The following is a 21,709-nucleotide window of genomic DNA, read 5'->3' as shown; positions in this document are numbered from 1 at the left end:
GAGATCCCTTCAACTAATTGATATTAAATCAAATTACTGCAGATCGGGTTTCGAATGGACATTTCCTGCGTGCCGGAATGGTCAAAAAACCATGGAAAAGGACATTATTCGGTGGGTCTCACATCTAGCAACAAATCCCCACTCACCCGCATTTCGAATGACCGCAGCTTGCGCAGGTCATGCAGCCTTCGACCATCCGCATTTCGAACTGGCCGCAGGACGGGCAGGCCTTGCCGCGGGGGGCGCCGTCAAGGTTGACGACTGCGGCGGTGGGGTCGCTCTTGAGTCCGAGGCCCTCGCCTTCGAGGAAGCCTATGGCGATGAGATGCTGTTCGATCACGCCGCCGATCGCCGCGAGGATCGAAGGGATGTACTTGCCCTTCACCCAAGCGCCGCCGCGAGGGTCGAACACCGCTTTCAGCTCTTCGACGACGAAGCTCACATCGCCGCCGCGCCGGAAGACCGCGGAAATCATCCGCGTCAGCGCCACGGTCCAGGCGAAATGCTCCATGTTCTTGGAGTTGATGAAGACCTCGAAAGGCCGGCGGCGTCCACCGACGATGATGTCGTTGATCGTCAGGTAGATTGCATGCTCGCTATCGGGCCATTTCAGCTTGTAGGTCGCCCCTTCCAGCGATTGCGGCCGGTCGAGCGGTTCGGACATGTACACCACTTCGGCGCTGCCCTCGCCTTCGGAGACGAGAACTGGCTTCTCCTCGGCCTTCGGCTCGGCGTCCGACACGCTCAGGACAGAGCCCGTCACCTCGTTCGGGCGGTAGGTCGTGCAGCCTTTGCAGCCGGTCTCGTAGGCCTGCATGTAGACGTCCTTGAACGCCTCGAAGGAGATGTCCTCGGGGCAGTTGATCGTCTTCGAGATCGAGCTGTCGATCCATTTCTGCGCCGCCGCCTGCATCTTGACGTGCTCGGCCGGACTCAGCGTCTGGGCATTGACGAAGTGGCCCGGCAGGTCCGCATCCTCACCGAACTTTGCGCGGAACATCTGCACCGCGTAATCCTCGACGCGCTCCTCGGTGCGGGTGCCGTCCTTCTGCAGAACCTTGCGGGTGTAGCTGTAGGCGAAGACCGGCTCGATCCCTGAAGAGACATTGCCCGCGTAAAGCGAGATCGTGCCGGTCGGCGCGATGGATGTCAGAAGCGCGTTGCGGATGCCGTGCTCCCGGATCGCGTCGCGCACATCCTCGTCCATCTGCATCATGTTGCCCGAGGCCAGATAGCCCTCCGCGTCGAAAAGCGGGAATGGCCCCTTCTCTTTCGCAAGCTCGACAGAGGCGAGATAGGCGGCCCGCGCGATCTGCTTGAGCCAGGCCTCTGTCTGTGCCGCCGCCTCGTCGGAGCCATAGCGCAACCCCAACATCAGGAGTGCATCGGCAAGGCCGGTGACACCAAGCCCGATTCGGCGCTTGTTCTGCGCTTCCTCGGCTTGCTCGGCCAAGGGGAAGCGCGAGGCATCGACGACATTGTCCATCATGCGGATCGCGGTGCCGACGATGCGGTCCAGCGCTTCGGGATCGAGCCGCGCGTCCTTCTCGAACGGGTCTGCTACGAGCCGCGCGAGGTTCACCGAGCCCAGAAGGCAGGCGCCGTAGGGCGGCAGCGGCTGTTCGCCGCAAGGATTGGTGGCCGCGATCGTCTCGCAGTAATTGAGGTTGTTGGCCTCGTTGATGCGGTCGATGAAGATCACGCCCGGTTCGGCATAATCATAGGTCGCGCGCATGATCTGGTTCCACAGATCCCGCGCCTTCAGCGTCTTGTAAACGCGCCCTTTGAACGTCAGCTCCCATTTTCCGTCGGCCTTCACCGCTTCCATGAAGGCATCAGTGACGAGCACGGAGAGGTTGAACATCCGCAGCCGCGCGCTGTCGGCCTTGGCCCCGATGAAATCCTCGATATCCGGGTGATCGCAGCGCATCGTCGCCATCATCGCGCCCCGGCGGGAGCCTGCGGACATGATCGTGCGGCACATCGCATCCCAGACATCCATGAACGAGAGCGGCCCCGACGCATCCGCCGCCACGCCTTCGACCAGCGCGCCGCGCGGCCGGATCGTGGAGAAATCATAGCCGATCCCTCCGCCCTGCTGCATGGTCAGCGCGGCTTCCTTCAGCATGTCGAAGATCCCGGCCATCGAGTCGGGAATCGTGCCCATGACGAAGCAGTTGAACAGCGTCACGGAGCGGCCCGTCCCGGCGCCCGCGGTGATGCGACCTGCTGGCAGGTATTTGAAATCCTCCAGCGCCTCGTAGAAACGCGGCTCCCACGCCTTCGGGTCGTCCTCGACCTCCGCCAGGGCGCGGGCGATCCGTGACCATGTCTCTTCGACGCTCATGTCGATCGGCGTGTCGTCGGCTTCCTTGAGACGATATTTCATGTCCCAGATTTGCTCGGCGATGGGGGCGGCGAAGCGGGTCATCGACAGAATCCTTGGCAGCGGGGAAGGCCCTCCAATCTAGCGGAAAGCCCGGCATGGCACAACTGGTTGATGCGCGCTCTGCGACGGCTAAATATGGCGTGAAAGGAGCCCGGTCCGTGTCCAAGCCCGTTCATCTTCTCAAGCTCTCCGCAGGCACTGAAAGCGTCGAACAGCTTGTCCGCTGGCAGGCTTCGGCGCGCGCGAAGGGTGCGGACGGGCTGCCCCGTCATGTCACGCGGATGTGGCCCAAGAAGGAAGCGCAGATCCTCGAGGGCGGCTCGATCTACTGGGTGATAAAGGGCCTGATACAGTGCCGCCAGCGGATCGAGCGCCTTGATGAAGTGACGGGTGGCGACGGCATTCGACGCTGCGCCATCGTTCTCGACCCCGAGATCATCCGGGTGAACCCGGCCCCCCGCCGTCCCTTTCAAGGGTGGCGTTATCTGGCCGCCGAGGATGCCCCCGGCGACCTTTCGGCCACCCGCGCCGACGATGACGAGCTGCCGCCCGAGCTCGCCGGCGCGCTGGCCGAACTTGGCGTGATCTGAGGGCTCAGAACCCGCCGACGCTCAGCAGACCATCCACGGCGTTGCGGTCGCTCTTGGCGAGGTTCCGCGTCGCGCCGGCACCCGGCAGGCGCTTTGCCTGCGCATCGCCCAGAAGCACGGTCGCGCCAAAGGTGATGTTGTGGCCGTCCGCATCGCCGCCCAGCACTTCGGAATTATAACGCGCGTATTCCCCGCTCAGCAGGATCGGACGCCCGGCCGCCGAGAGGTTGTAGGCGACGCCGAGCGACGTGGTGTGCAGGTTGCTGTCGATCTCGTCCGACGTCGCAATCTGATGCGCGCCGAAAGTGGTCAGCCCGTTGCCGAAATCGTAAGTAGCGCCCAGCGCGTAGGATTGCGCGCTCGCGGTATCTCCACCAGCCTCGAAATCGCTGTTCACGCCTTTGCCGTAGAGGCTGAGCTGAGTGTTGACGTCATAACGCACGCGCAGACCGTAATCGGTGATGTCCACGTCGTCGCCCACGAGGTCGCTCGCATCGGTCTCGCCGATAAAGGCCGAGGTTTCGAGCCCTGCCGCGCGATACGTGCCTTCGAGCCCGTAGCTGTTCGCGGTGACGCTATCCACGCCGTCCGCATCGACGGTGGTCGATGAGAAGTAAAGGCCAACGCCGCCCGCGGGCGAGAACCAGTATTTGGGAAGGATCTCGCCGGTGAAGAGCGTCGCGTCGAAATCGTCGTCGCCGCCCTGAGCTGCGCGCGAAAGATCAAGATCGAAGGTGAGCGGACCATTCGCGATATCCGCGTCGAAGGCCATAAGGGAGGTTTGGAAATCGCTCCCTTCGACCTCGCCCAGACCATAGCCAAGCGTCAGAGCCGCACCGCCGCTCGTTTGCGCGTAGGCCGGCGCCGCCATTGCCAGAATGAGGAAAGACCCCACCGCCGTGAGTGTTTTGCCTGTCATGTCACTGCCTCGGTTTTTGTTTTATGATTTGGTGATCGCAGTGTCCGGGAATCCCGTCAAGATTGCATCACACATGGACGTGACATGAGCCATCCTCCGCCAGCGGGGTTCGCTCTGCACGGGGCCTGTGCATCCTGGAACGTTCGCGCATCTGGCATTCCCGGATCTGCGGGATAAATCTCGATCAAGGACACGCAATTCATATCGCGAGGGATCATGACCTATACGCCTCCCGAAGTCTGGACCTGGGACGCCGAGAATGGCGGCACCTGGGGCAGCCTCAACCGCCCTATCGCCGGGCCGACCCACGACAAGGAACTGCCCGTCGGGAAACACCCGTTCCAGCTCTATTCACTGGCCACGCCGAACGGCGTGAAGGTCACGGTCCTGTTCGAGGAGTTGCTTGAAGCGGGCGTGACCGACGCCGAATACGACGCCTGGCTCATCAAGATCGGCGATGGCGACCAGTTCGGTTCGGGCTTCGTCGAGGTGAATCCCAATTCCAAGATCCCGGCGCTCGTGGACCGCTCCGGCGACACGCCGGTGCGCGTCTTCGAGAGCGTCGCGATCATGATGCACCTGGCGGAGAAGTTCGGGAAATTCCTCGGTAAGCCCGAAGACCGGCCCGAGCTTCTGTCCTGGCTGATGTGGCAGATGGGCTCCGCGCCCTTCCTTGGCGGCGGCTTCGGCCATTTCTACGCCTATGCACCCGAGCCGATGGAATACCCGATCAACCGCTACGCGATGGAGGTGAAGCGTCAGCTGGACGTGCTGAACCGTCACCTCGCAGAGAACAAGTTCATGATCGGCGACGACTACACCATCGCCGATATGGCGATCTGGCCATGGTACGGGCGGCTCGTGCAGGGGCAGGCCTACGATGCGGGCACGTTCCTGTCGGTCCATGAATACGAGCACGTCATCCGCTGGGCCGAGGAGATCGAAGCGCGTCCCGCCGCGCGTCGGGGCCGCATGGTCAACCGCACCTTCGGCGAGCCGGAGGAGCAACTTCACGAACGGCATGACGCGTCGGATTTCGAGACGAAGACGCAGGACAAGATCGGCGAATGAGCCGCCCCAACGCCGCGCAGGTCGAGTTTTGGGGCGGTGATCCGGGTCGCCGATGGGTGACTCATCACGCCGATCTCGATCACCTTCATCGCGGCGTGGCAGAGCTGGTGCTTGAAACGGCGGAGCTTACTCCGGGCATGCGCGTTGCGGATATCGGCTGCGGCGGCGGGGCTTTGACCCTCGCCGCCGCGGACCGGGTGGGCGCAGGGGGCGAGGTGCTCGGCCTCGATATCTCCGCGACACTGCTCAAGCTGGCCGAAGAGACGCGCCGCGAGGCAGGCACCGCCAACGCGCGTTTCGTCGAGGCGGACGCGCAGACATACGCGTTCGACGACGCATTTGACCGCGTGATCTCTCGCTTCGGAGTAATGTTCTTCGACGATTTCGACGCCGGTTTCGCGAACCTTCGGGCGGCCCTCGCCCCCGGCGGACGACTCGTCGCCGCCACATGGGCACCGGCAGAGCATAATCCGTGGTTCTCGGACGCGCGCCGCGTCGCGGTGGAGCGTCTTGGCGCACCGCCCGCGGGCGACCCGGATGCGCCCGGCCCGATGGCGCTTCGAGATCCCGAGCGGATCGACGTCATATTCAAACGCGCGGGCTTCGGTGACATCGAGATCTTGCAGCGGGATATCACCCTCACCCATCCCGAGGGTTGGACCGCCATGGAGCGGCTTCTGCCCGCCATCGGGCCGATCCCGTCGGTTCTGCGCGACCGGAACGGCAGTGACGCGGACCTAGCGGCGATCCTCGCGACGCTGCGCGCGGAGTGGCAGCCATATCTCGCGACAGGCCCGCTGAATCTGCCGGGGCGGATCAACCTCGTGACGGTCACCCGATAGGCCTCATAAAAAACGCCGGCCCGCGTGTCGCAGGCCGGCGCGTTTCATTCCTCTCAAAGAGGATTACTGCAGCGCGGACATCACCGCTTCGACCGCATCGCCGCCATCGACGGTGGTCACGCCGTCGAGCCAGCCTTCCACGGTGTCGGTGTTGGCGGTGAGCCACTGCATTGCGGCCTCATCCCCGTCCATGCCGTCGTTCAGGATCGAACCCATGATCTGGTTCTCCATCTCGAGCGTGAATTCGAGGTTCTCGAGCAGCGTCTGCACGTTCGGGCAATCCTCGGCGAAGCCTGCGCGGGTGTTGGTGTAGACGGTCGCGCCGCCGAGGTTCGGGCCGAAGTAATCGTCGCCCCCCTCAAGATAGGTCAGATCGTAATTCGCGTTCATCGGATGGGGTTCCCAGCCGAGGAAGACGATGGGTTCGTCGCGATCCGACGCGCGGCCGACCTGCGCCAGCATCCCCTGCTCCGAGCTTTCGCGAATATCGAATTCGCCGAGGCCGAACGCGTCGTCCTCGATCATCGACAGGATCAGGCGGTTGCCGTCATTGCCGGGCTCGATGCCGTAGATGGTCGACTCGAGTGCATCGGCGTTCTGCGCAATCGCCTCGAAGCTGTCGATCCCAAGCTCCGCACCGGCGGCATTGGTCGCGAGCGTGTATTTCGCACCTTCGAGGTTCGCGCGCACGGTTTCGACGGTCCCTGCCTCACGGTAGGGCGCGATGTCGTTTTCCATCGTCGGCATCCAGTTGCCGAGGAAGACATCCACATCGCCGTCAGCCATCGCTGTATAGGTCACCGGCACCGACAGAACGCGGGTCTCGGTCTCGTAGCCCAGCGCCTCGAGAACGGTGGTCGTCGCCGCTGTCGTGGCGGTGATGTCGGTCCAGCCGACATCGGCAAAGATCACGCTGTCGCAGGTGTCCTGCGCCATCGCGGTTCCGGCCACGAGGGTCAGCGCAAATGCGGAGGTCAATGTCTTTTTCATCTCGATCTCTCCCTGAGATATCTCGGTTCTGAAGATGTCGCAGATCATGCGGGTTCTGACCGGGGTGTCAAAGAAGTATCTCGTGAAGCATGGCGAAAGGGTCGAAGCCCCTGACGATACTTGAAAAACACCATTTTCACCGCGGCGAGCACGCCCGCACACGCCGCGGTGACGGAGGAGTCAGTAGAGCGGCCCGAGGCCCTTGGGCCGCATCGACGGCAGCACGATGACGTCCGCGCCGTGAACTGCCCGGTCGTTCAGATGGATCACGTCCTGGTCCAGCATCCGGATGCAGCCCGAGGAGACCGCCCGGCCCAACTCCCGCGCGACGGCATCTCCATGCACCCGGTAGAGCGTGTCGACGCCGTTCTGGAAGAGATAGAGCACACGGGCACCCATCGGATTGTCCGGCCCGGGGTCCATGCCGCCATTTGCGACCGAATAAGGCTCGAGTTCGGGCCGCCGTGCGATCATCGCCTCGGGCACTTTCCAGCGCGGCCAGGAGCGCCAGAACTGGAGCCGCGCCGTGCCCTCCCAGTCGAAGCCGGCGGCACCGACGCTGACGCCATACCGGGTCGCGGTCTCGGGCGTCTCGATGAAGTAGAGCATCGCGGAATCGGGATCGACGACGATGGTACCGCGCGCCTTGCCCGGCCAGAGGTTGGGCACCTCCTGACGCCAGTACTTCGGGTCGAGCACACCTTCCTCCACTGCTGGGATCGGAAAGGGCTCGTCGGTGATGGCACCGTAGAAGTCAGGAAGCGCTGGCACGGATGGCTCAGGCGGGACGGCCTCGGTGACGGGATCAGCGGCAGGGCGCGCGCAGGCGGACAGCGCGGCGAAAGCGCCTCCCGCCATGAAATTGCGACGGTTCAGCATGGGAAAAGCTCCGGTCGATCAGAAATCTCGGGTTAGTGTCGAGGTCCGATCAGCCGAGTCGCGGGGGATCTTTCGCGGGGCATATGCAAGCTTGCCGGGGCCAGCCCGCCTTCTCAGGGCGGGGCGTGGTATCTACCACCGGCATTGCGCCGTGGCCCGAGGCGGCGCGCGGCACGATCACGTGCAAGCAAGGGGCACCGGGAAGGGTTGCAGTCCGGCAAGGTCTCGTCGCACGCGCATCGCGCGCCTCGGCGTCGATTGGGCCGTGCGCGGTGTCTTCATAGGGCATCTCTGCGGAAACCTGCGCCGGACTTCCCGCCGCGTGCAGATACGCGCCCCACGGCAAGGCGAGGAGCACCAACAGCATCAGGGACAGGACACGCAGGACCGGCATGGGCCCCGTATCGGCAGGCTGCGCCAGCCTGTCCAGACCGAGCATGCCGGCAGAGATGACGTCTGCGTGTGGATGACGTGATCGGCGCTAAAGCCCGAGCATGTCACACAGCTGCTTCAGAACCGCCCGATCGGCATCGGTCTTGGTCGCGGTCCGCGAGCGGAAGAGCGTCGCCTGGCTGCGGAGGATCGGCTCTTCGCCCAAGGGACGGAGGTGGTTGGCGCGCAGCGTCTCGCCGGTCGAGGTGATATCCGCGATGGCCTCGGCGGTGCGGTTCGCGACGGTGCCTTCGGTCGCGCCCTGGCTGTCCACCAGCGCGTAATCGGCCACCCCGCCATCGCGCAGGTAGTCGCGCACGAGCCGGTGATACTTGGTCGCGATCCTGAGGCGGAAGCCGTGCCGCGCCCGGAACGCCGCTGCCGCACCGTCGAGATCGTCGAGCGTCGTCACGTCGACCCAGGCCCGCGGCACGGCGAGGATGAGATCGGCATGGCCGAAACCGAGCTCCGATAGCGGCTCGACCTTCTGCTCCCATTGCACGAGCTTTTCGTGAACAAGGTCCGTGCCAGTGACGCCGAGATGAATGCGCCCGGCCTCAAGTTCGCGCGGGATCTCCCCCGCTGAGAGAAGCACAAGCGAGACACCGTCAATGCCGCTCACCGCGCCCGAATATTCCCGGTCGGAGCCAGTGCGCTCAAGCGTGATGCCCCGCGCGCCGAACCAGTCAAAGGTCTTTTCCATGAGCCGGCCCTTGGAGGGCACACCGAGCTTGATCGTCATGGATCGCCTCCGATCTCGCTCAGGATGTCGGGGCGGATGACGCCGCCCACGGCCGGGATGCTCTCGCCCTGCCCGAGCCGCGCCGTCAGCGCATCATACCGCCCGCCGGTCGCAACTGGCGGCAGATCGGGCCGCCGCTCGGCGTAGAAGCCGAAGACGAAGCCGTCGTAATATTCCATCGAAGTGCGCCCGTAGGCCGCCTCGAAATCGAGGATGTCGACGTTCACGCCGCGTGCGGCCAGCGCATCGCAGCGCCTCTCGAAGCGGTCGACAGCCGCACGCAGCGGCGGGTGATCCATGCCGAGATGCTTGAGATGGTCGATGGCGAAGGGGCAGGTCTCCGCTACGCTCAGAAGCTCGTCGATCATCTCGACCTCGCCGCGCGCGATGGGCGGCTCGTCCGCATCGGCCCGGAGCGCCTCGATCCGCGCGGCGATCTCCTCGCGGTCGCGCAGGCCGATGATCGGCGCGGCACATGCCATAGGATCGGCTTCCGCCAGAAGCGCGCGCCGGGTCTCAGGCAGCGGCGACTTGCCGGAAAAGCGGTTGAGCAGTTGCCGGAACCGCCGGGGCCGCCAGATATGCCGCAGGAGCGCCGCACGCCGCGCCTCGGACGTGCCAAGCCCGGCGACGGCTGCCATCAGGATGCCGATATCTCCCGTCGCTGCCCGCAGCGGCAGACCCTCTAGCGCCGATTGCAGCGCGCAGAACACTTCCGCATCCGCCGCTTCCGGGTCCGTCCGGTCGAAAAGCTCGAAGCCGACCTGCAGGTATTCCGACGCACGGCCGGGATGATCCTCCTGCCGCCGGAACACCTCACCGGCATAGGTGTAGCGCGCAGGCTCCGCGCCGCCGGCCATGTGCATCTGCACGACCGGCACGGTGAAATCGGGCCGCAGCATCCGCTCGCCCCGCGCGGGATCCTGGGTGACATAGGCGCGCGCGCGGATATCCTCGCCATAAAGATCGAGCAGCGTTTCTGCCGGTTGCAGGATGTCGCATTCCACGACCGCCGCCCCCGCCGCCTCGAAGATGCCGCGCAGCTCGAGCGCGCGTTCGCGTGCGGCGCGCGTCGTCATGAATAGCGGTCCACGATCTCTTTGACGCGGGCGACCATGTCCTCGCGCGGGGCCTCGAACTGCGAGGGACGCTCCTTCCACTCTTCGAGCGTCGCGTCGGCGGCAATCTCGGCGCCAAGGATGAGATCCTTGATCTGCACGATGCCTTTGTCGAACTCGTCCGAGCCCGCGATGATCGCCGCCGGGGCCTGACGCCGGTCCGCGTATTTGAGCTGGTTGCCGAAATTCTTCGGATTGCCGAGATAGACCTCGGCGCGAATGCCCGCCTGCCGCAACTCCGCGACCATCGACTGGTAATCGGCCATCCGGTCGCGATCCATCACCGTGACGACCACGGGGCCCCTGGCGCTATCCCCCGACTTGCCGGTCTCGCGGAGCGCGGCGAGCAGGCGGTCGACACCGATGGAGACACCCGTCGCGGGCACGGCCTGCCCGGTGAAGCGCTTGACCAGATCGTCATAGCGCCCGCCCCCCGCAACCGAGCCGAACTGACGCGGACGGCCTTTTTCGTCTTTGATCTCGAAGGTCAGCTCCGCCTCGAAGACCGGGCCGGTATAATAGCCGAGGCCCCGGACGACGGAGGGATCGATAACGATGCGGTCGGGTCCGTAGCCTTGAGCGGCGAGGAGGCCCGCGATCTGGCGAAGCTCTGCAATGCCGTCGGCCCCTTTCAGGCTATCGCCCACCGCGGATTGCAGGTTGGCAAGCGTCGTGTCGGCGTCCTCGCCCTTCGATGTCAGAAACGCGATGACGGGCTCGGCTTGATCATCACCGAGACCGACGCCGTCGATATACGCGCCCGAGGCGTCGAGACGGCCCTTGCCCAGCAGCTCGCGCACTCCTGCCTCACCGACCTTGTCGAACTTGTCGATCGTGCGAAGGACAGCATCACGCGTGGCGTCGTCCTCGACGCCCATCGTCTCCAGCACCCCCTCCAGCACCTTCCGGTTGTTCACCCGGACGACGTAGTCCCCGCGCTGGATGCCGACCTCTTCCAGCGCATCGCAGAGCATCGCGCAGATCTCCGCATCGGCCGCCACGGAAGGCGCGCCCACGGTATCCGCATCGCATTGGTAGAATTGCCGGAACCGCCCCGGCCCCGGCTTCTCGTTCCGCCAGACGGGGCCCATCGCGTAGCGGCGGTAGGGCGTCGGCAGATCGTTCCGGTGCTGCGCGTAGACCCGCGCGAGCGGCGCGGTCAGATCGTAGCGGAGCGCCAGCCAGTCGGCCTTGCCCTCGGGGTCGCCCTCCTGCCAGGCGAAGACGCCCTCGTTCGGTCGGTCCACGTCGGGAAGGAATTTGCCTAGCGCCTCCACCGTCTCGACCGCGGAGCTTTCCAGCGCCTCGAACCCGTAGCGATGATAGACCCCTGCGATCTTCGAGAGCATCTCTGCGCGCTCGGTCACGTCCGCGCCGAAATAGTCGCGGAAGCCCTTGGGCGTCTCGGCCTTCGGACGGGGCTGTTTCTTCTCTTTGGCCATGATGTAAGGCTCTGCGTTGGGGCGGCGTTGCGCGGCCTCCTCTAGCCTCTCGAGGCAACAGGGGCAAGAACACGCCCGAGCGGAAAGGACGAGCCATGAGCGAGCGCATCGACCGGATCGAAGAACGGCTGGCGGAGCTTCTGCGCCAGACCGACGAGCTCTCCGAAGTGATCGCGCGGCAGGACCGCGAACTCGACCGGCTGCAAGGCCAGGTCGCGCTGCTTCTGCGCCGCGAGGCCGAACGCGAAAGCGACCAGACCGGCGCGCATCTTTACGGCGACGAGAAACCGCCGCATTGGTGAGCCGAATGCGCGGCGCGCGGGAAACCCGGAGGCGCTTTGCGGCGTTATCTCTTCGGTTCAACCGGCGGAGGGTTTCCCATGTCCAGACTGATCGGCCTCATCCTTGTTGTTGTCATCATCATCGCGATCCTGATGTTCTTCGGCTTCATCGAGCTCAGCCCGGAAGGCGAGCAGGCGATCGACGACACGCAGGAGAATGTCGGCCAGGCCATCGAGAATACCGGCGAAGCGATCCAGAACGACGGCAACTGAGCTCTGCCTCGTTGTGCGCCCGTGACCGCGCGTCGCCCTGGCGCGCGGCCCTTTTTTGCTTGCCAAGCGGCGGGCCCGGATCCTAGCCTCCGTGGCTGAAGCAAGGACCAGCCCGCCGTCTTCTACGCCGCATCGAGGACGCGCTGCAGGGCAACCCGGTAACGCGGCGAGAGTTTCATCATGGATATCCGCTTTCTTCTCAACGGAGAGAGTGTCGAGCTGAGGGACGTGGCGGGCACCGTCACCCTGCTTGACTGGCTGCGCGAGACGCGCGGCCTGCCCGGCACCAAGGAAGGTTGCAATGAAGGCGATTGCGGGGCCTGCACCGTCGCTGTGACCGACGATCACGGCACGCGCGCGCTCAATGCCTGCATCCTCTTTCTGCCGCAGCTGCACGGCAAGGCCGTGCGCACGGTCGAGGGTATCTCCGGGCCCGGCGGTGCGCTCCACCCGGTTCAGGACGCGATGATCGATCATCACGGCTCGCAATGCGGCTTCTGCACACCGGGATTCGTTGTGGCGATGGCCGTGGCCCACAAGGCGGGCCGGCGCGATTTCGACGATGCGCTCGCGGGCAATCTCTGCCGCTGCACGGGCTACGCGCCTATCGTGCGCGCCGCCGAAGCCGCTTCGGAAGCGCCCGTGCCGGACTGGATGGACGAGGACATGGACGCGCTTTCGGGCACGCTCGCCGCAGAGGACGGCCCGGTCTTCGCGCCTGAAAGCGGCGATGCGCTGGCCGCGCTGTATGCGCGCCATCCCGATGCGACGCTCGTTGCCGGCGCGACGGATGTCGGGCTCTGGGTCACGAAATCGCTGCGTGAGCTCGAGACGGTGATCTTCCTCGGCCGCTGCGCCGATCTGCAAGAGATCGAGGAGGACGGCACCCGGATCCGCATCGGCGCGGGCGTGACGATGGACCGGGTGCTGGACGCCGTGCGCCCGACCCTGCCCTCCTACGCCGAGATGATCCGCCGCTACGGCTCGGCGCAGGTGCGCGCCGCCGCGACCATCGGCGGGAACATCGCCAACGGCTCGCCGATCGGGGACAACCCGCCCGCGCTCATCGCGCTCGGCGCGGAATTGCATCTGCGCGCGGGCGACAATCGCCGCTCCATGCCGCTCGAGGAGTTCTTTGTCGAATATGGCAAGCAGGACCGCGCGCAGGGCGAGTTCGTGGAAGGCGTGAGTTTTCCGCGCGAGGCCGCGGAGTTCCGGGTCTACAAGCTGTCGAAGCGGTTCGATCAGGACATCTCCGCGGTTTGCGGCGCTTTCAACATCAAGGTGAGCGACGGGCGCGTGACCGCCGCGCGTGTGGCCTTCGGCGGCATGGCAGGCGTTCCGAAACGTGCCCGCCGCGTCGAGGAGGCGCTGATCGGCGCGGAGTGGAGCGAGACGGGCATCGAGGACGCGCTCGACGCGTTCGCGGAGGATTTCGTGCCGCTCTCCGACATGCGCGCCTCGGCGGAATACCGTCTGGAGGCGGCCCGCAACATGCTGCGCCGCTATCTCGCCGAACGCGCGGGCGGCACGGTTTCGGTTCTGGAGGTCTCGGCATGAGCGTCGCCAAGCCCCTGCCCCACGACGCCGCCCGGATGCATGTGACGGGCACTGCCCGCTATGTCGACGATATTCCGGTGCCTGCGAACACGCTGCACCTCGCCTTTGGGCTCGCGCCCATCGCTCGCGGGCGGATCACGTCGCTCGACCTGCGGGAGGTGCGGCAGAGCCCGGCCGTCACGCTGGTGCTCGAAGCAGGCGATCTCGACCGGCCCGCCGATTGCTCGCCCTCGGCGCATGACGAGCCGCTTCTGTCCGGGCATTCGATTCAGTATTTCGGCCAGCCGGTCTTCATCGTGGCCGCCGACAGCCATCTGAGCGCGCGCAAGGCCGCGCGGCGGGCGGTGTTCGAGACGCAGGCGCGCGATGCGATCTTCACCGTCGACGAGGCGCTGGAGGCCGATAGCCGCTTCGAGGATGGCCCCCGCATCTGGGAGAAGGGCGATGCCGGCGAGGCGATCGACGACAGTCCGCACCAGGTTTCGGGCGAGATCGAGATCGGCGGGCAGGAGCATTTCTACCTCGAGGGTCAGGCCGCGCTCGCCTTTCCGCAGGAAGGCGGCGACATGGTCGTGCATGCCTCGACGCAGCACCCGACCGAGATCCAGCACAAGGTGGCGGACGCGCTCGGCCTGCCGATGCACGCCGTGCGGGTAGAGACGCGCCGGATGGGCGGCGGCTTCGGCGGCAAGGAGAGCCAGGGCAATGCTCTCGCCGTGGCCTGCGCCATCGTGGCGGCGAAGACCGGCCGTCCCGCGAAGATGCGCTACGACCGTGACGACGACATGACGATCACCGGCAAGCGGCACGATCTCAGGATCGAGTATCGCGCGGGATTCGACGACGAGGGGCGTCTCTCGGGGGTCGAATTCGTCCACCTGATGCGCTGCGGCTGGGCGCAGGATCTGTCCCTGCCCGTCGCCGACCGCGCGATGCTGCATTCGGACAATGCCTATCATCTGCCCGCCGCGCGGATCGAGAGCCACCGGCTCAAGACCAACACCCAGAGCGCGACCGCCTTTCGCGGCTTCGGCGGCCCGCAAGGCATGATGGGTATCGAGCGCGTGATGGACGAGGTCGCGCACAGGCTCGGGCTCGACCCGCTCGAGGTGCGCCAGCGCAACTACTACGCGGAGATGGCGGGGGGCCGTCTGCCCCCCGCACCCCCCGACGGTATTTCCGCCAATCCAAAGACAAGGGCGCGGGATGCAGCCCAGCCGGAGGCGCGCGATACCGGCGCTGATCTCGCCTCGCGCGGGGCGGTGGGCAATGTGCCCGCCTCTGAGGCCGCGCCCGCGACGTCCGGGCAAACGACGCCATACGGAATGGCGGTAGAGGATTTCATCCTCGGCGAGATGACCGAGAGGCTTGCCGAACGCTGCGACTATGCCGCGCGACGCGCCGCGATTGTCGAATGGAACGCCGGGCAGCCTTTGCTCAAGCGCGGGATCGCGCTGACGCCGGTGAAGTTCGGGATTTCCTTCACGCTGACGCATCTCAACCAGGCGGGCGCGCTCGTTCATGTCTACCAGGACGGCAGCCTTGCGCTGAACCACGGCGGCACGGAGATGGGCCAGGGCCTGTTCCAGAAGGTCGCGCAGGTTACCGCCGAGACATTCGGACTGGACGCCGCTTCGGTGAAGATCACCGCGACGGATACCGGAAAGGTGCCGAACACCTCGGCGACCGCCGCTTCCTCGGGCTCCGATCTCAACGGCATGGCGGCCAAGGCCGCCGCCGAGACGATCCGCGACCGGATGGCCGCCTATCTTGCCGCGCGCTACCAGACCCAGGGATCACGGGTCTCCTTCTCGGGTGGGGAAGTGCGCATCGGCGAGGAGACGATCCCCTTCGCCGAGGCGGCGAAGCTTTGTTACGAGGGGCGGGTCAGCCTGTCATCGACCGGCTATTACAAGACGCCGAAGCTCAACTGGGACCGGATCAAGGGCCAGGGGCGGCCGTTCTTCTATTTCGCCCACGGCGCCGCTTGTTCGGAAGTGGTGATCGACACGCTCACCGGCGAGCACCGCATCCTGCGTACCGATATTCTGCATGATTGCGGCCGATCGCTGAATCCGGCCATCGACAAGGGGCAGATCGAGGGCGGTTTCGTGCAGGGCGCTGGCTGGCTGACCACCGAGGAGCTTGTCTGGGACGATCTGGGACGGCTGTCGACGCATGCGCCCTCGACCTACAAGATCCCTGCCTGTTCGGACCGGCCGGACATCTTCAATGTCGCGCTTTGGGACGGCGAGAACCGAGAGGACACGATCTACCGCTCCAAGGCAGTGGGCGAACCACCCTTCATGCTGGGCATGTCGGTGTTCTTCGCGCTCTCGGACGCTGTGGCGGCCTGCGGACCCGCCTATCCTGCACTCAATGCTCCCGCGACACCCGAAGAGGTGCTGGCGGCGGTGCGGCGGGCGCGGGCATGAGTTTCGATCGCGCAGCGCTCGTGGAGGCCGTCGCCCGACATGGCCGTGTCGCCCGCGTCGTCGTGGCGGAGACCGGCGGGTCGGCCCCGCGCGAGACCGGCGCGGCGATGCTGGTCTGGCCGGAGGGGCAATCGGGCACGATCGGTGGTGGCACGCTCGAATTCGAGGCGGCACGCGCGGCCCGGGACGGCGCAACCGGGCTCTCTCGGCACGCGCTCGGCCCCGATCTCGGCCAATGCTGCGGCGGTCGCGTGACGCTTCTGACCGAAGCGTTCGACGCTGCGGCGCTCGCAGAGGTTCCCGAAACCGGACTTTATGCGCGCGGGATCGGAGCCGAACCGCTGGCGGTGATGCGCGCCAAGACTGCCGCGCGCAATTCCGGGGCAGACGTCACGCCCAGGCTCATCGCGGGCTGGATGATCGAGCCGGTCGCGCCGCCACGCCAGCCACTCTGGATCTGGGGCGCGGGTCACGTGGGCCGGGCCATCGTGAACATCACTGCGCCTTTGCCCGATTACGCGATCACCTGGGCCGACACGGATCGTGCGCGCTTCCCCGAAACGCCGCCGCAGGGCACGCTGATCGTGCCTGCCGCAGACCTGCCGAGGCTGGCGAGCCATGCACCCGGAGACGCGGCGCACCTCATTCTGACCTATAGCCACGAGATCGACCTTGCGCTCTGCAATGCGCTTCTGCGGCGCGGCTTCGCCTTTGCCGGGCTGATCGGCTCTGACACGAAATGGGCGCGCTTTCGGTCTCGCCTGCGAGGATTTGGCCATTTGGATGCCGAAATTCAGCGCATATGCTGCCCGATTGGGCAGAAATCGCTCGGCAAGCATCCTCAAGCCATTGCGCTTGGCGCCGCCGCGCAGCTACTTGAGTCGGGCAAGACGGGGAATACAGCGGTTTGGGACAACCACTTCTCAGCCTCCGGGGCCTGACAAAGGCCTATCCGGGCGTGATCGCCAATGACGACGTCTCCTTCGAGATCGGCGAGGGCGAGATTCACGCACTTCTTGGCGAGAATGGCGCGGGCAAGTCGACGCTCGTGAAGATGATCTACGGGCTGGTGCAGCCCGACGCGGGCGAGATGACGATGCGGGCCGCGCCCTTTTCCCCGTCCGAGCCGGCCGAGGCACGCCGCAGCGGCGTTGCGATGGTCTTCCAGCATTTCTCTCTCTTCGATGCGCTGTCGGTGGCCGAGAATGTCGCGCTCGGGATGGAAATGCCGCCCAAGACGCGAGATCTGGCGCGGCAGATCCGCGAGGTCTCCGAAGCCTACGGCTTACCGCTCGATCCGTTCCGCACCGTCGGCACCCTATCCGCAGGCGAACGGCAGCGGGTCGAGATCATCCGATGCCTGCTGCAGGATCCGAAGCTTCTCATCATGGACGAGCCGACCAGCGTCCTGACCCCGCAGGAGGTCGACATCCTGTTCCAGACGCTGCGGAAATTGAAGTCGGAAGGCACGTCGATCCTCTATATATCGCACAAACTCGAGGAAATCCGCGCGCTTTGCGACACCGCGACGATCCTCCGGCTTGGAAAGAGAGTGGCGACCTGCACGCCGCGCGATACGACGGCGCGCGAACTTGCGGAGATGATGGTCGGATCGAGCTTCGCGGCCCCCGCTGCAAAAGCCACGCGCCCGGGCGAGGTTCTCCTGGATGTCAAAGGCCTGAGTTTGCCCGCGCCGGATGCGTTTGCGACACCGCTGCGCGGCGTGTCGCTATCGCTGCGCGCGGGCGAGGTTCTCGGGATTGGCGGCGTCGCGGGGAACGGGCAGGACGAGCTTCTGACCGCGCTTTCGGGCGAACGGCTCGCCCCACAGGGGACGATCGCGTTCAAGGGGAAGGATGTGAGCCGCTCGGGACCACTGGCGCGCCGGGCGCTTGGCCTTCTGTCTGGCCCCGAAGAGCGGCTCGGCCATGCCGCCGCCCCAAACATGAGCCTTGTCGAGAACGGTGTTCTGACCGCCTCGCGCCGCGAGAAGCTGGTGCGCCGCGGCTTCATAGACTGGCCCGGCGCCGCGCGTTTCGCCGAGCGCGTGATCGAGAGCTTCGATGTCCGCACGCCCTCGGCTCAGACTGCCGCGCGGGCGCTCTCGGGCGGAAACCTGCAGAAATTCGTGATCGGGCGCGAGATCATGCAAAAGCCCGAGGTCCTGGTCGTGAACCAGCCGACCTGGGGCGTCGACGCCGCAGCAGCCGCCGCAATCCGGCAGGCGCTCCTGGACCTTGCCTCCGAAGGCACGGGGATCGTGGTGATCAGCCAGGATCTGGACGAGCTCATGGAAATCTCGGACAGGTTTGCTGCGCTCAACGAAGGGCGTCTCAGCGGCGCGCGGCCGGTCGCAGAGCTCGATATCGAGAAGATCGGGCTGATGATGGGCGGAGCGCATGACCTCGAACTGGTGTCGAGCCATGCGTGACCCGATCATTCCGTCCGACCTCGGCGCAGAAGGCCATCGCGCATGATCCGTCTCGAGAAACGCCCGCAGCCCTCGCGCACCTGGACGCTGGCCTCGCCGATCCTCGCGGTTCTTTTGACGATGATCGTCGGCGGCGCGCTCTTTGCCGCGCTCGGGGCCGAACCACTGACGGCGATCCGCACGATCTTCTGGGATCCGCTCTTCAATCCGCAATTCGCCTCCTATTCCCGCCCGCAGCTTCTCGTGAAGGCAGGACCGCTCATCCTGATCGCCATCGGTCTGTCGCTGGGGTTCCGGGCGGGCATCTGGAACATCGGCGCCGAAGGTCAGTATATCATGGGCGCGATCTGCGGCGCGGGCGCGGGGCTGGCCTTCTATCCCTCGGACAGCGCTCTCATCTTCCCGTTGATGATCCTGGCTGGCGCGCTTGGCGGCTGGGCCTGGGCGATGATTCCCGCGCTTCTGAAGGTGCGGTTCGGCACGAACGAGATCCTGGTCTCGCTGATGCTCGTCTACGTAGCGGAGTCGATCCTCGCCTCCGTCGCCTCGGGGCTCTTGCGCAATCCCGAAGGCATGGGCTTTCCGGGCAGCCGCAATTTCCGGGACTGGGACGCGGTCGCCAATACGGAGATCATCGCCAACACGGGGATGCATTTCGGCGTGCTGACCGCGTTTGTTGCGGTGATCGCGGCGTATGTCCTGCTGGCGCGGCACATCCAGGGCTTCAATATCCGCCTTTCGGGCGAGGCGCCGCGCGCTGCGCGGTTCTCGGGCGTGAACCCGGCGGCCGTGATCGTCTTCTGCCTCGGGATCGCGGGCGCGCTGGCAGGGCTTGCTGGTCTGTTCGAGGTGACGGGTCCAGCGGGCCAGATCTCCATCGATTTTAACTCGGGCTATGGCTTCACCGCCATCATCGTCGCGTTCCTGGGCCGGCTGCACCCGGTCGGCATCCTCCTTGCCGGGCTTCTGATGGCGCTCACCTATATCGGCGGCGAGCTCGCGCAGCTCATGCTGGGGCTGCCGGGTGCGGCGATCCAGCTGTTCCAGGGGATGCTGCTGTTCTTCCTTCTGGGTGTCGATGTCTTCACCAATTATCGCGTCCGGCTGAACCTCGGAGCGACCGCATGAGCGTTCTTGGGTTGGCAAAAATACCGAAACTCGCGGCAGCCACGAGCGCAATGCCAAGCGGAGTGCGCCACGGGATCAGATGTGAAAGGCGGATCTCATGGACCTGAGCTCGATCTCCCCCGTCCTCCTGATCGCGTCCGTCATGGTTTCGGCGACGCCAATCCTTCTGGCCGCCATCGGAGAGATGGTGGTGGAGAAATCGGGCGTCCTAAACCTCGGCGTCGAGGGGATGATGATTACCGGGGCGGTTGTCGGCTTCGCCGTCGCGGTCAACGCGGACGCGCCCGTGCCGGGCTTCATGGCGGCAGCGCTCGCCTCGGCGCTTCTGGCGCTGGTCTTCGGGGTGCTGACCCAGCTCTTCCTGTCGAACCAGGTGGCGACGGGCCTTGGCCTGACACTTTTCGGGCTGGGCCTCTCGGCGCTGATCGGCAAGCCCTATGAGGGTATGAAATCGCCGACGCTGCCCCGGCTCGATCTCGGTCCCTTGTCGGACCTGCCGGTGCTCGGGCGGATGCTCTTCTCGCATGACGCGATGGTTTACCTGTCGCTGCTGCTGGTGCTCGCGGTCTGGGCCTTCCTGAAATTCACCCGCGCCGGGCTGATCCTGCGCGCCGTGGGTGAGAGCCATGACGCGGCCCATGCGCTCGGCTACAAGGTTGTGCGGGTGCGGCTCGTGGCGATTGCCTTCGGCGGAGCCTGCGCCGGGCTCGGCGGGGCCTATCTGAGCCTCGTGCGGGTGCCGCAATGGACCGAAGGCATGACCGCCGGGGCGGGCTGGATCGCACTTGCCATCGTGGTCTTCGCCTCCTGGCGCGCGGGGCGTGTTGCGATCGGCGCCTACCTTTTCGGCGGGGTCACGGTGCTTCAGCTCAACCTGCAGGCCGCAGGCGCGGCGGTGCCTGTCGCGCTCTTGTCGGCTTCGCCTTACCTGATAACCATTCTTGTGCTCGTGATCATCTCGGCGCGCGGCGCGCATGGCGCGCCCGCATCGCTGGGACGACCGTTCCACGCCTCGGCCTGACGCCGGGGCCAAGACCCAACCAAGGACAGGGAGACCAAAGACAATGTATCGCAGAACACTTCTCGCCGGCGCCGCGACGCTCGCGCTCACCGCGGGCGCGGCCTTTGCCCAGGACGATCCGGTCAAGGCCGGCTTCATCTATGTCGGCCCCATCGGCGATGGCGGCTGGACCTACGAACACAACAAAGCACGCCTTGCCGTCGAAGAGGAATTCGGGGACGCGGTCGAGACCGTCTACCAGGAAAGCGTGCCCGAAGGCGCCGACGCCGAGCGTGCGATCACGCAGATGGCCCTGTCGGGGGCCGACATCATCTTCACGACCTCCTTCGGCTACATGGATCCGACCATCGCGGTCGCCGAGAAATTCCCCGACGTGAAATTCGAGCACGCGACCGGCTACAAGCGCGCCGACAACGTCTCGACCTATTCCGCCCGCTTCTACGAAGGCCGCGCGATCCAGGGTCACATCGCGGGCTCGATGACCGAGACCAACAAGATCGGCTACATCGCCTCCTTCCCGATCCCCGAGGTCATCCGGGGCATCAACTCGGCCTATCTGCACGCCAAGCGCGTGAACCCCGATGTCGAGTTCTCCATCGTCTGGGCCTATACCTGGTTCGATCCGGCGAAAGAGGCGGATGCCGCCCGCGCGCTCATCGAGAACGGTGCCGACGTGATCCTGCAGCACACCGATTCCACCGCGCCGCAGGCTGCAGCGCAGGAAGCTGGTAACGTCATCACCTTTGGCCAGGCCTCGGACATGTCCGAATTCGCGCCGTTGCCGCGGGTCTCCTCGATCATCGACGACTGGGCGCCCTATTACATCGACCGCGTGCAGGCGGTCATGGACGGCACCTGGGAGAGCCAGGATGTCTGGCACGGCATCGAGGAAGGCATGGTTGGCATCGGCGAGATCTCGGACGCGGTGCCTGAAGACGTGAAGGCCGAAGCGCTGGAGCTGAAGGCGCAGCTGGCCTCCGGTGAATACCATCCCTTCACCGGCCCGATCAATCGTCAGGACGGCTCGGTCTGGCTCGAAGAGGGCGAGACGGCGACCGATGAGACGCTGCTCGGCATGGATTTCTACGTTGAGGGTCTGACGGGCGAAATCCCGAACTGATCGCGGCAATCCCGAAAGACCAGAGCCGTTCCGGAGCGATCCGGGA

19 protein-coding genes are annotated in these 21,709 nt (G+C 65.6%); 12 read left to right on the top strand and 7 right to left on the bottom strand.

The features are described from left to right. Positions 1 to 142: 142 nt before the first annotated feature. On the bottom strand, positions 143 to 2,431 hold the full coding sequence (locus FIU91_RS02950) for an adenosylcobalamin-dependent ribonucleoside-diphosphate reductase (protein ID WP_152461358.1): 2,289 nt from the start codon (positions 2,429 to 2,431) through the stop codon (positions 143 to 145). Positions 2,432 to 2,547: 116 nt separating this feature from the next. Between FIU91_RS02950 and FIU91_RS02945 the strand changes: the two genes are divergently transcribed. Continuing rightward, complete coding sequence (locus FIU91_RS02945; RefSeq protein WP_152461357.1) at positions 2,548 to 2,979, top strand: DUF1489 family protein; 432 nt, start codon at positions 2,548 to 2,550, stop codon at positions 2,977 to 2,979. A gap of 4 nt (positions 2,980 to 2,983) precedes the next feature. On the opposite strand, the gene FIU91_RS02940 is transcribed toward FIU91_RS02945, so the two are convergent. Continuing rightward, positions 2,984 to 3,898: a hypothetical protein gene (locus FIU91_RS02940; protein ID WP_152461356.1), complete on the bottom strand. Its 915-nt coding sequence runs from the start codon at positions 3,896 to 3,898 to the stop codon at positions 2,984 to 2,986. 216 nt (positions 3,899 to 4,114) lie between these two features. Between FIU91_RS02940 and yghU the strand changes: the two genes are divergently transcribed. Continuing rightward, on the top strand, positions 4,115 to 4,969 hold the full coding sequence (gene yghU, locus FIU91_RS02935) for a glutathione-dependent disulfide-bond oxidoreductase (RefSeq protein ID WP_152461355.1): 855 nt from the start codon (positions 4,115 to 4,117) through the stop codon (positions 4,967 to 4,969). Then, positions 4,966 to 5,811 (top strand): class I SAM-dependent methyltransferase, encoded by an 846-nt coding sequence (locus tag FIU91_RS02930; RefSeq protein WP_152461354.1) that lies wholly within the window; start codon positions 4,966 to 4,968, stop codon positions 5,809 to 5,811. The genes yghU and FIU91_RS02930 overlap by 4 nt, the downstream gene beginning before the upstream one ends. A gap of 63 nt (positions 5,812 to 5,874) precedes the next feature. Here FIU91_RS02930 and choX read toward each other — a convergent pair whose 3' ends face one another. The 5 genes from choX to hisS form a co-directional block, all read right to left on the bottom strand. Next, positions 5,875 to 6,801, bottom strand: a complete 927-nt coding sequence (choX, locus tag FIU91_RS02925; RefSeq protein WP_152461353.1) for a choline ABC transporter substrate-binding protein — start codon at positions 6,799 to 6,801, stop codon at positions 5,875 to 5,877. A gap of 180 nt (positions 6,802 to 6,981) precedes the next feature. Then, positions 6,982 to 7,680 (bottom strand): L,D-transpeptidase, encoded by a 699-nt coding sequence (locus tag FIU91_RS02920; protein ID WP_152461352.1) that lies wholly within the window; start codon positions 7,678 to 7,680, stop codon positions 6,982 to 6,984. A 481-nt stretch (positions 7,681 to 8,161) separates the two neighbouring features. Further along, positions 8,162 to 8,854 carry an ATP phosphoribosyltransferase gene (hisG, locus tag FIU91_RS02915; RefSeq protein WP_093011752.1) on the bottom strand — a complete coding sequence of 231 codons (693 nt, stop codon included), beginning with the start codon at positions 8,852 to 8,854 and terminating at the stop codon, positions 8,162 to 8,164. Continuing rightward, positions 8,851 to 9,933: an ATP phosphoribosyltransferase regulatory subunit gene (locus FIU91_RS02910; protein WP_152461351.1), complete on the bottom strand. Its 1,083-nt coding sequence runs from the start codon at positions 9,931 to 9,933 to the stop codon at positions 8,851 to 8,853. Before FIU91_RS02910 ends, hisG begins: the two co-directional genes overlap by 4 nt. After that, positions 9,930 to 11,414 (bottom strand): histidine--tRNA ligase, encoded by a 1,485-nt coding sequence (gene hisS, locus FIU91_RS02905; protein WP_152461350.1) that lies wholly within the window; start codon positions 11,412 to 11,414, stop codon positions 9,930 to 9,932. The genes FIU91_RS02910 and hisS overlap by 4 nt, the downstream gene beginning before the upstream one ends. Positions 11,415 to 11,509: 95 nt before the next feature. On the opposite strand from hisS, the gene FIU91_RS02900 reads away from it, so the two are divergent. From FIU91_RS02900 to FIU91_RS02865, 9 genes are all read left to right on the top strand, one after another. Next, the gene (locus tag FIU91_RS02900) at positions 11,510 to 11,716 is read left to right on the top strand and encodes a SlyX family protein (protein ID WP_093011743.1); all 207 of its coding nucleotides are present in this window, start codon (positions 11,510 to 11,512) and stop codon (positions 11,714 to 11,716) included. A 78-nt stretch (positions 11,717 to 11,794) separates the two neighbouring features. Further along, complete coding sequence (locus FIU91_RS19310) at positions 11,795 to 11,968, top strand: hypothetical protein (protein WP_172974913.1); 174 nt, start codon at positions 11,795 to 11,797, stop codon at positions 11,966 to 11,968. 180 nt (positions 11,969 to 12,148) lie between these two features. Then, positions 12,149 to 13,528, top strand: a complete 1,380-nt coding sequence (gene xdhA / locus FIU91_RS02895) for a xanthine dehydrogenase small subunit (RefSeq protein WP_152461349.1) — start codon at positions 12,149 to 12,151, stop codon at positions 13,526 to 13,528. Next, the gene (gene xdhB, locus FIU91_RS02890; RefSeq protein ID WP_152461348.1) at positions 13,525 to 15,963 is read left to right on the top strand and encodes a xanthine dehydrogenase molybdopterin binding subunit; all 2,439 of its coding nucleotides are present in this window, start codon (positions 13,525 to 13,527) and stop codon (positions 15,961 to 15,963) included. The genes xdhA and xdhB overlap by 4 nt, the downstream gene beginning before the upstream one ends. Beyond that, positions 15,960 to 16,904, top strand: a complete 945-nt coding sequence (gene xdhC, locus FIU91_RS02885; protein WP_152461347.1) for a xanthine dehydrogenase accessory protein XdhC — start codon at positions 15,960 to 15,962, stop codon at positions 16,902 to 16,904. The genes xdhB and xdhC overlap by 4 nt, the downstream gene beginning before the upstream one ends. After that, on the top strand, positions 16,871 to 18,394 hold the full coding sequence (locus FIU91_RS02880) for an ABC transporter ATP-binding protein (RefSeq protein ID WP_152461346.1): 1,524 nt from the start codon (positions 16,871 to 16,873) through the stop codon (positions 18,392 to 18,394). The genes xdhC and FIU91_RS02880 overlap by 34 nt, the downstream gene beginning before the upstream one ends. Before the next feature lie 42 nt (positions 18,395 to 18,436). Continuing rightward, on the top strand, positions 18,437 to 19,522 hold the full coding sequence (locus tag FIU91_RS02875; protein ID WP_152461345.1) for an ABC transporter permease: 1,086 nt from the start codon (positions 18,437 to 18,439) through the stop codon (positions 19,520 to 19,522). 97 nt (positions 19,523 to 19,619) lie between these two features. After that, positions 19,620 to 20,543 (top strand): ABC transporter permease, encoded by a 924-nt coding sequence (locus FIU91_RS02870; protein ID WP_172974912.1) that lies wholly within the window; start codon positions 19,620 to 19,622, stop codon positions 20,541 to 20,543. Between the two features lie 43 nt (positions 20,544 to 20,586). Then, positions 20,587 to 21,663 (top strand): BMP family ABC transporter substrate-binding protein, encoded by a 1,077-nt coding sequence (locus FIU91_RS02865; RefSeq protein WP_152461344.1) that lies wholly within the window; start codon positions 20,587 to 20,589, stop codon positions 21,661 to 21,663. Positions 21,664 to 21,709: the final 46 nt, after the last annotated feature.

The organism is Roseivivax sp. THAF30, from assembly GCF_009363575.1.
Classification (GTDB): domain Bacteria; phylum Pseudomonadota; class Alphaproteobacteria; order Rhodobacterales; family Rhodobacteraceae; genus Roseivivax; species Roseivivax halotolerans.
This window is presented reverse-complemented; position numbering and strand designations above follow the sequence as displayed.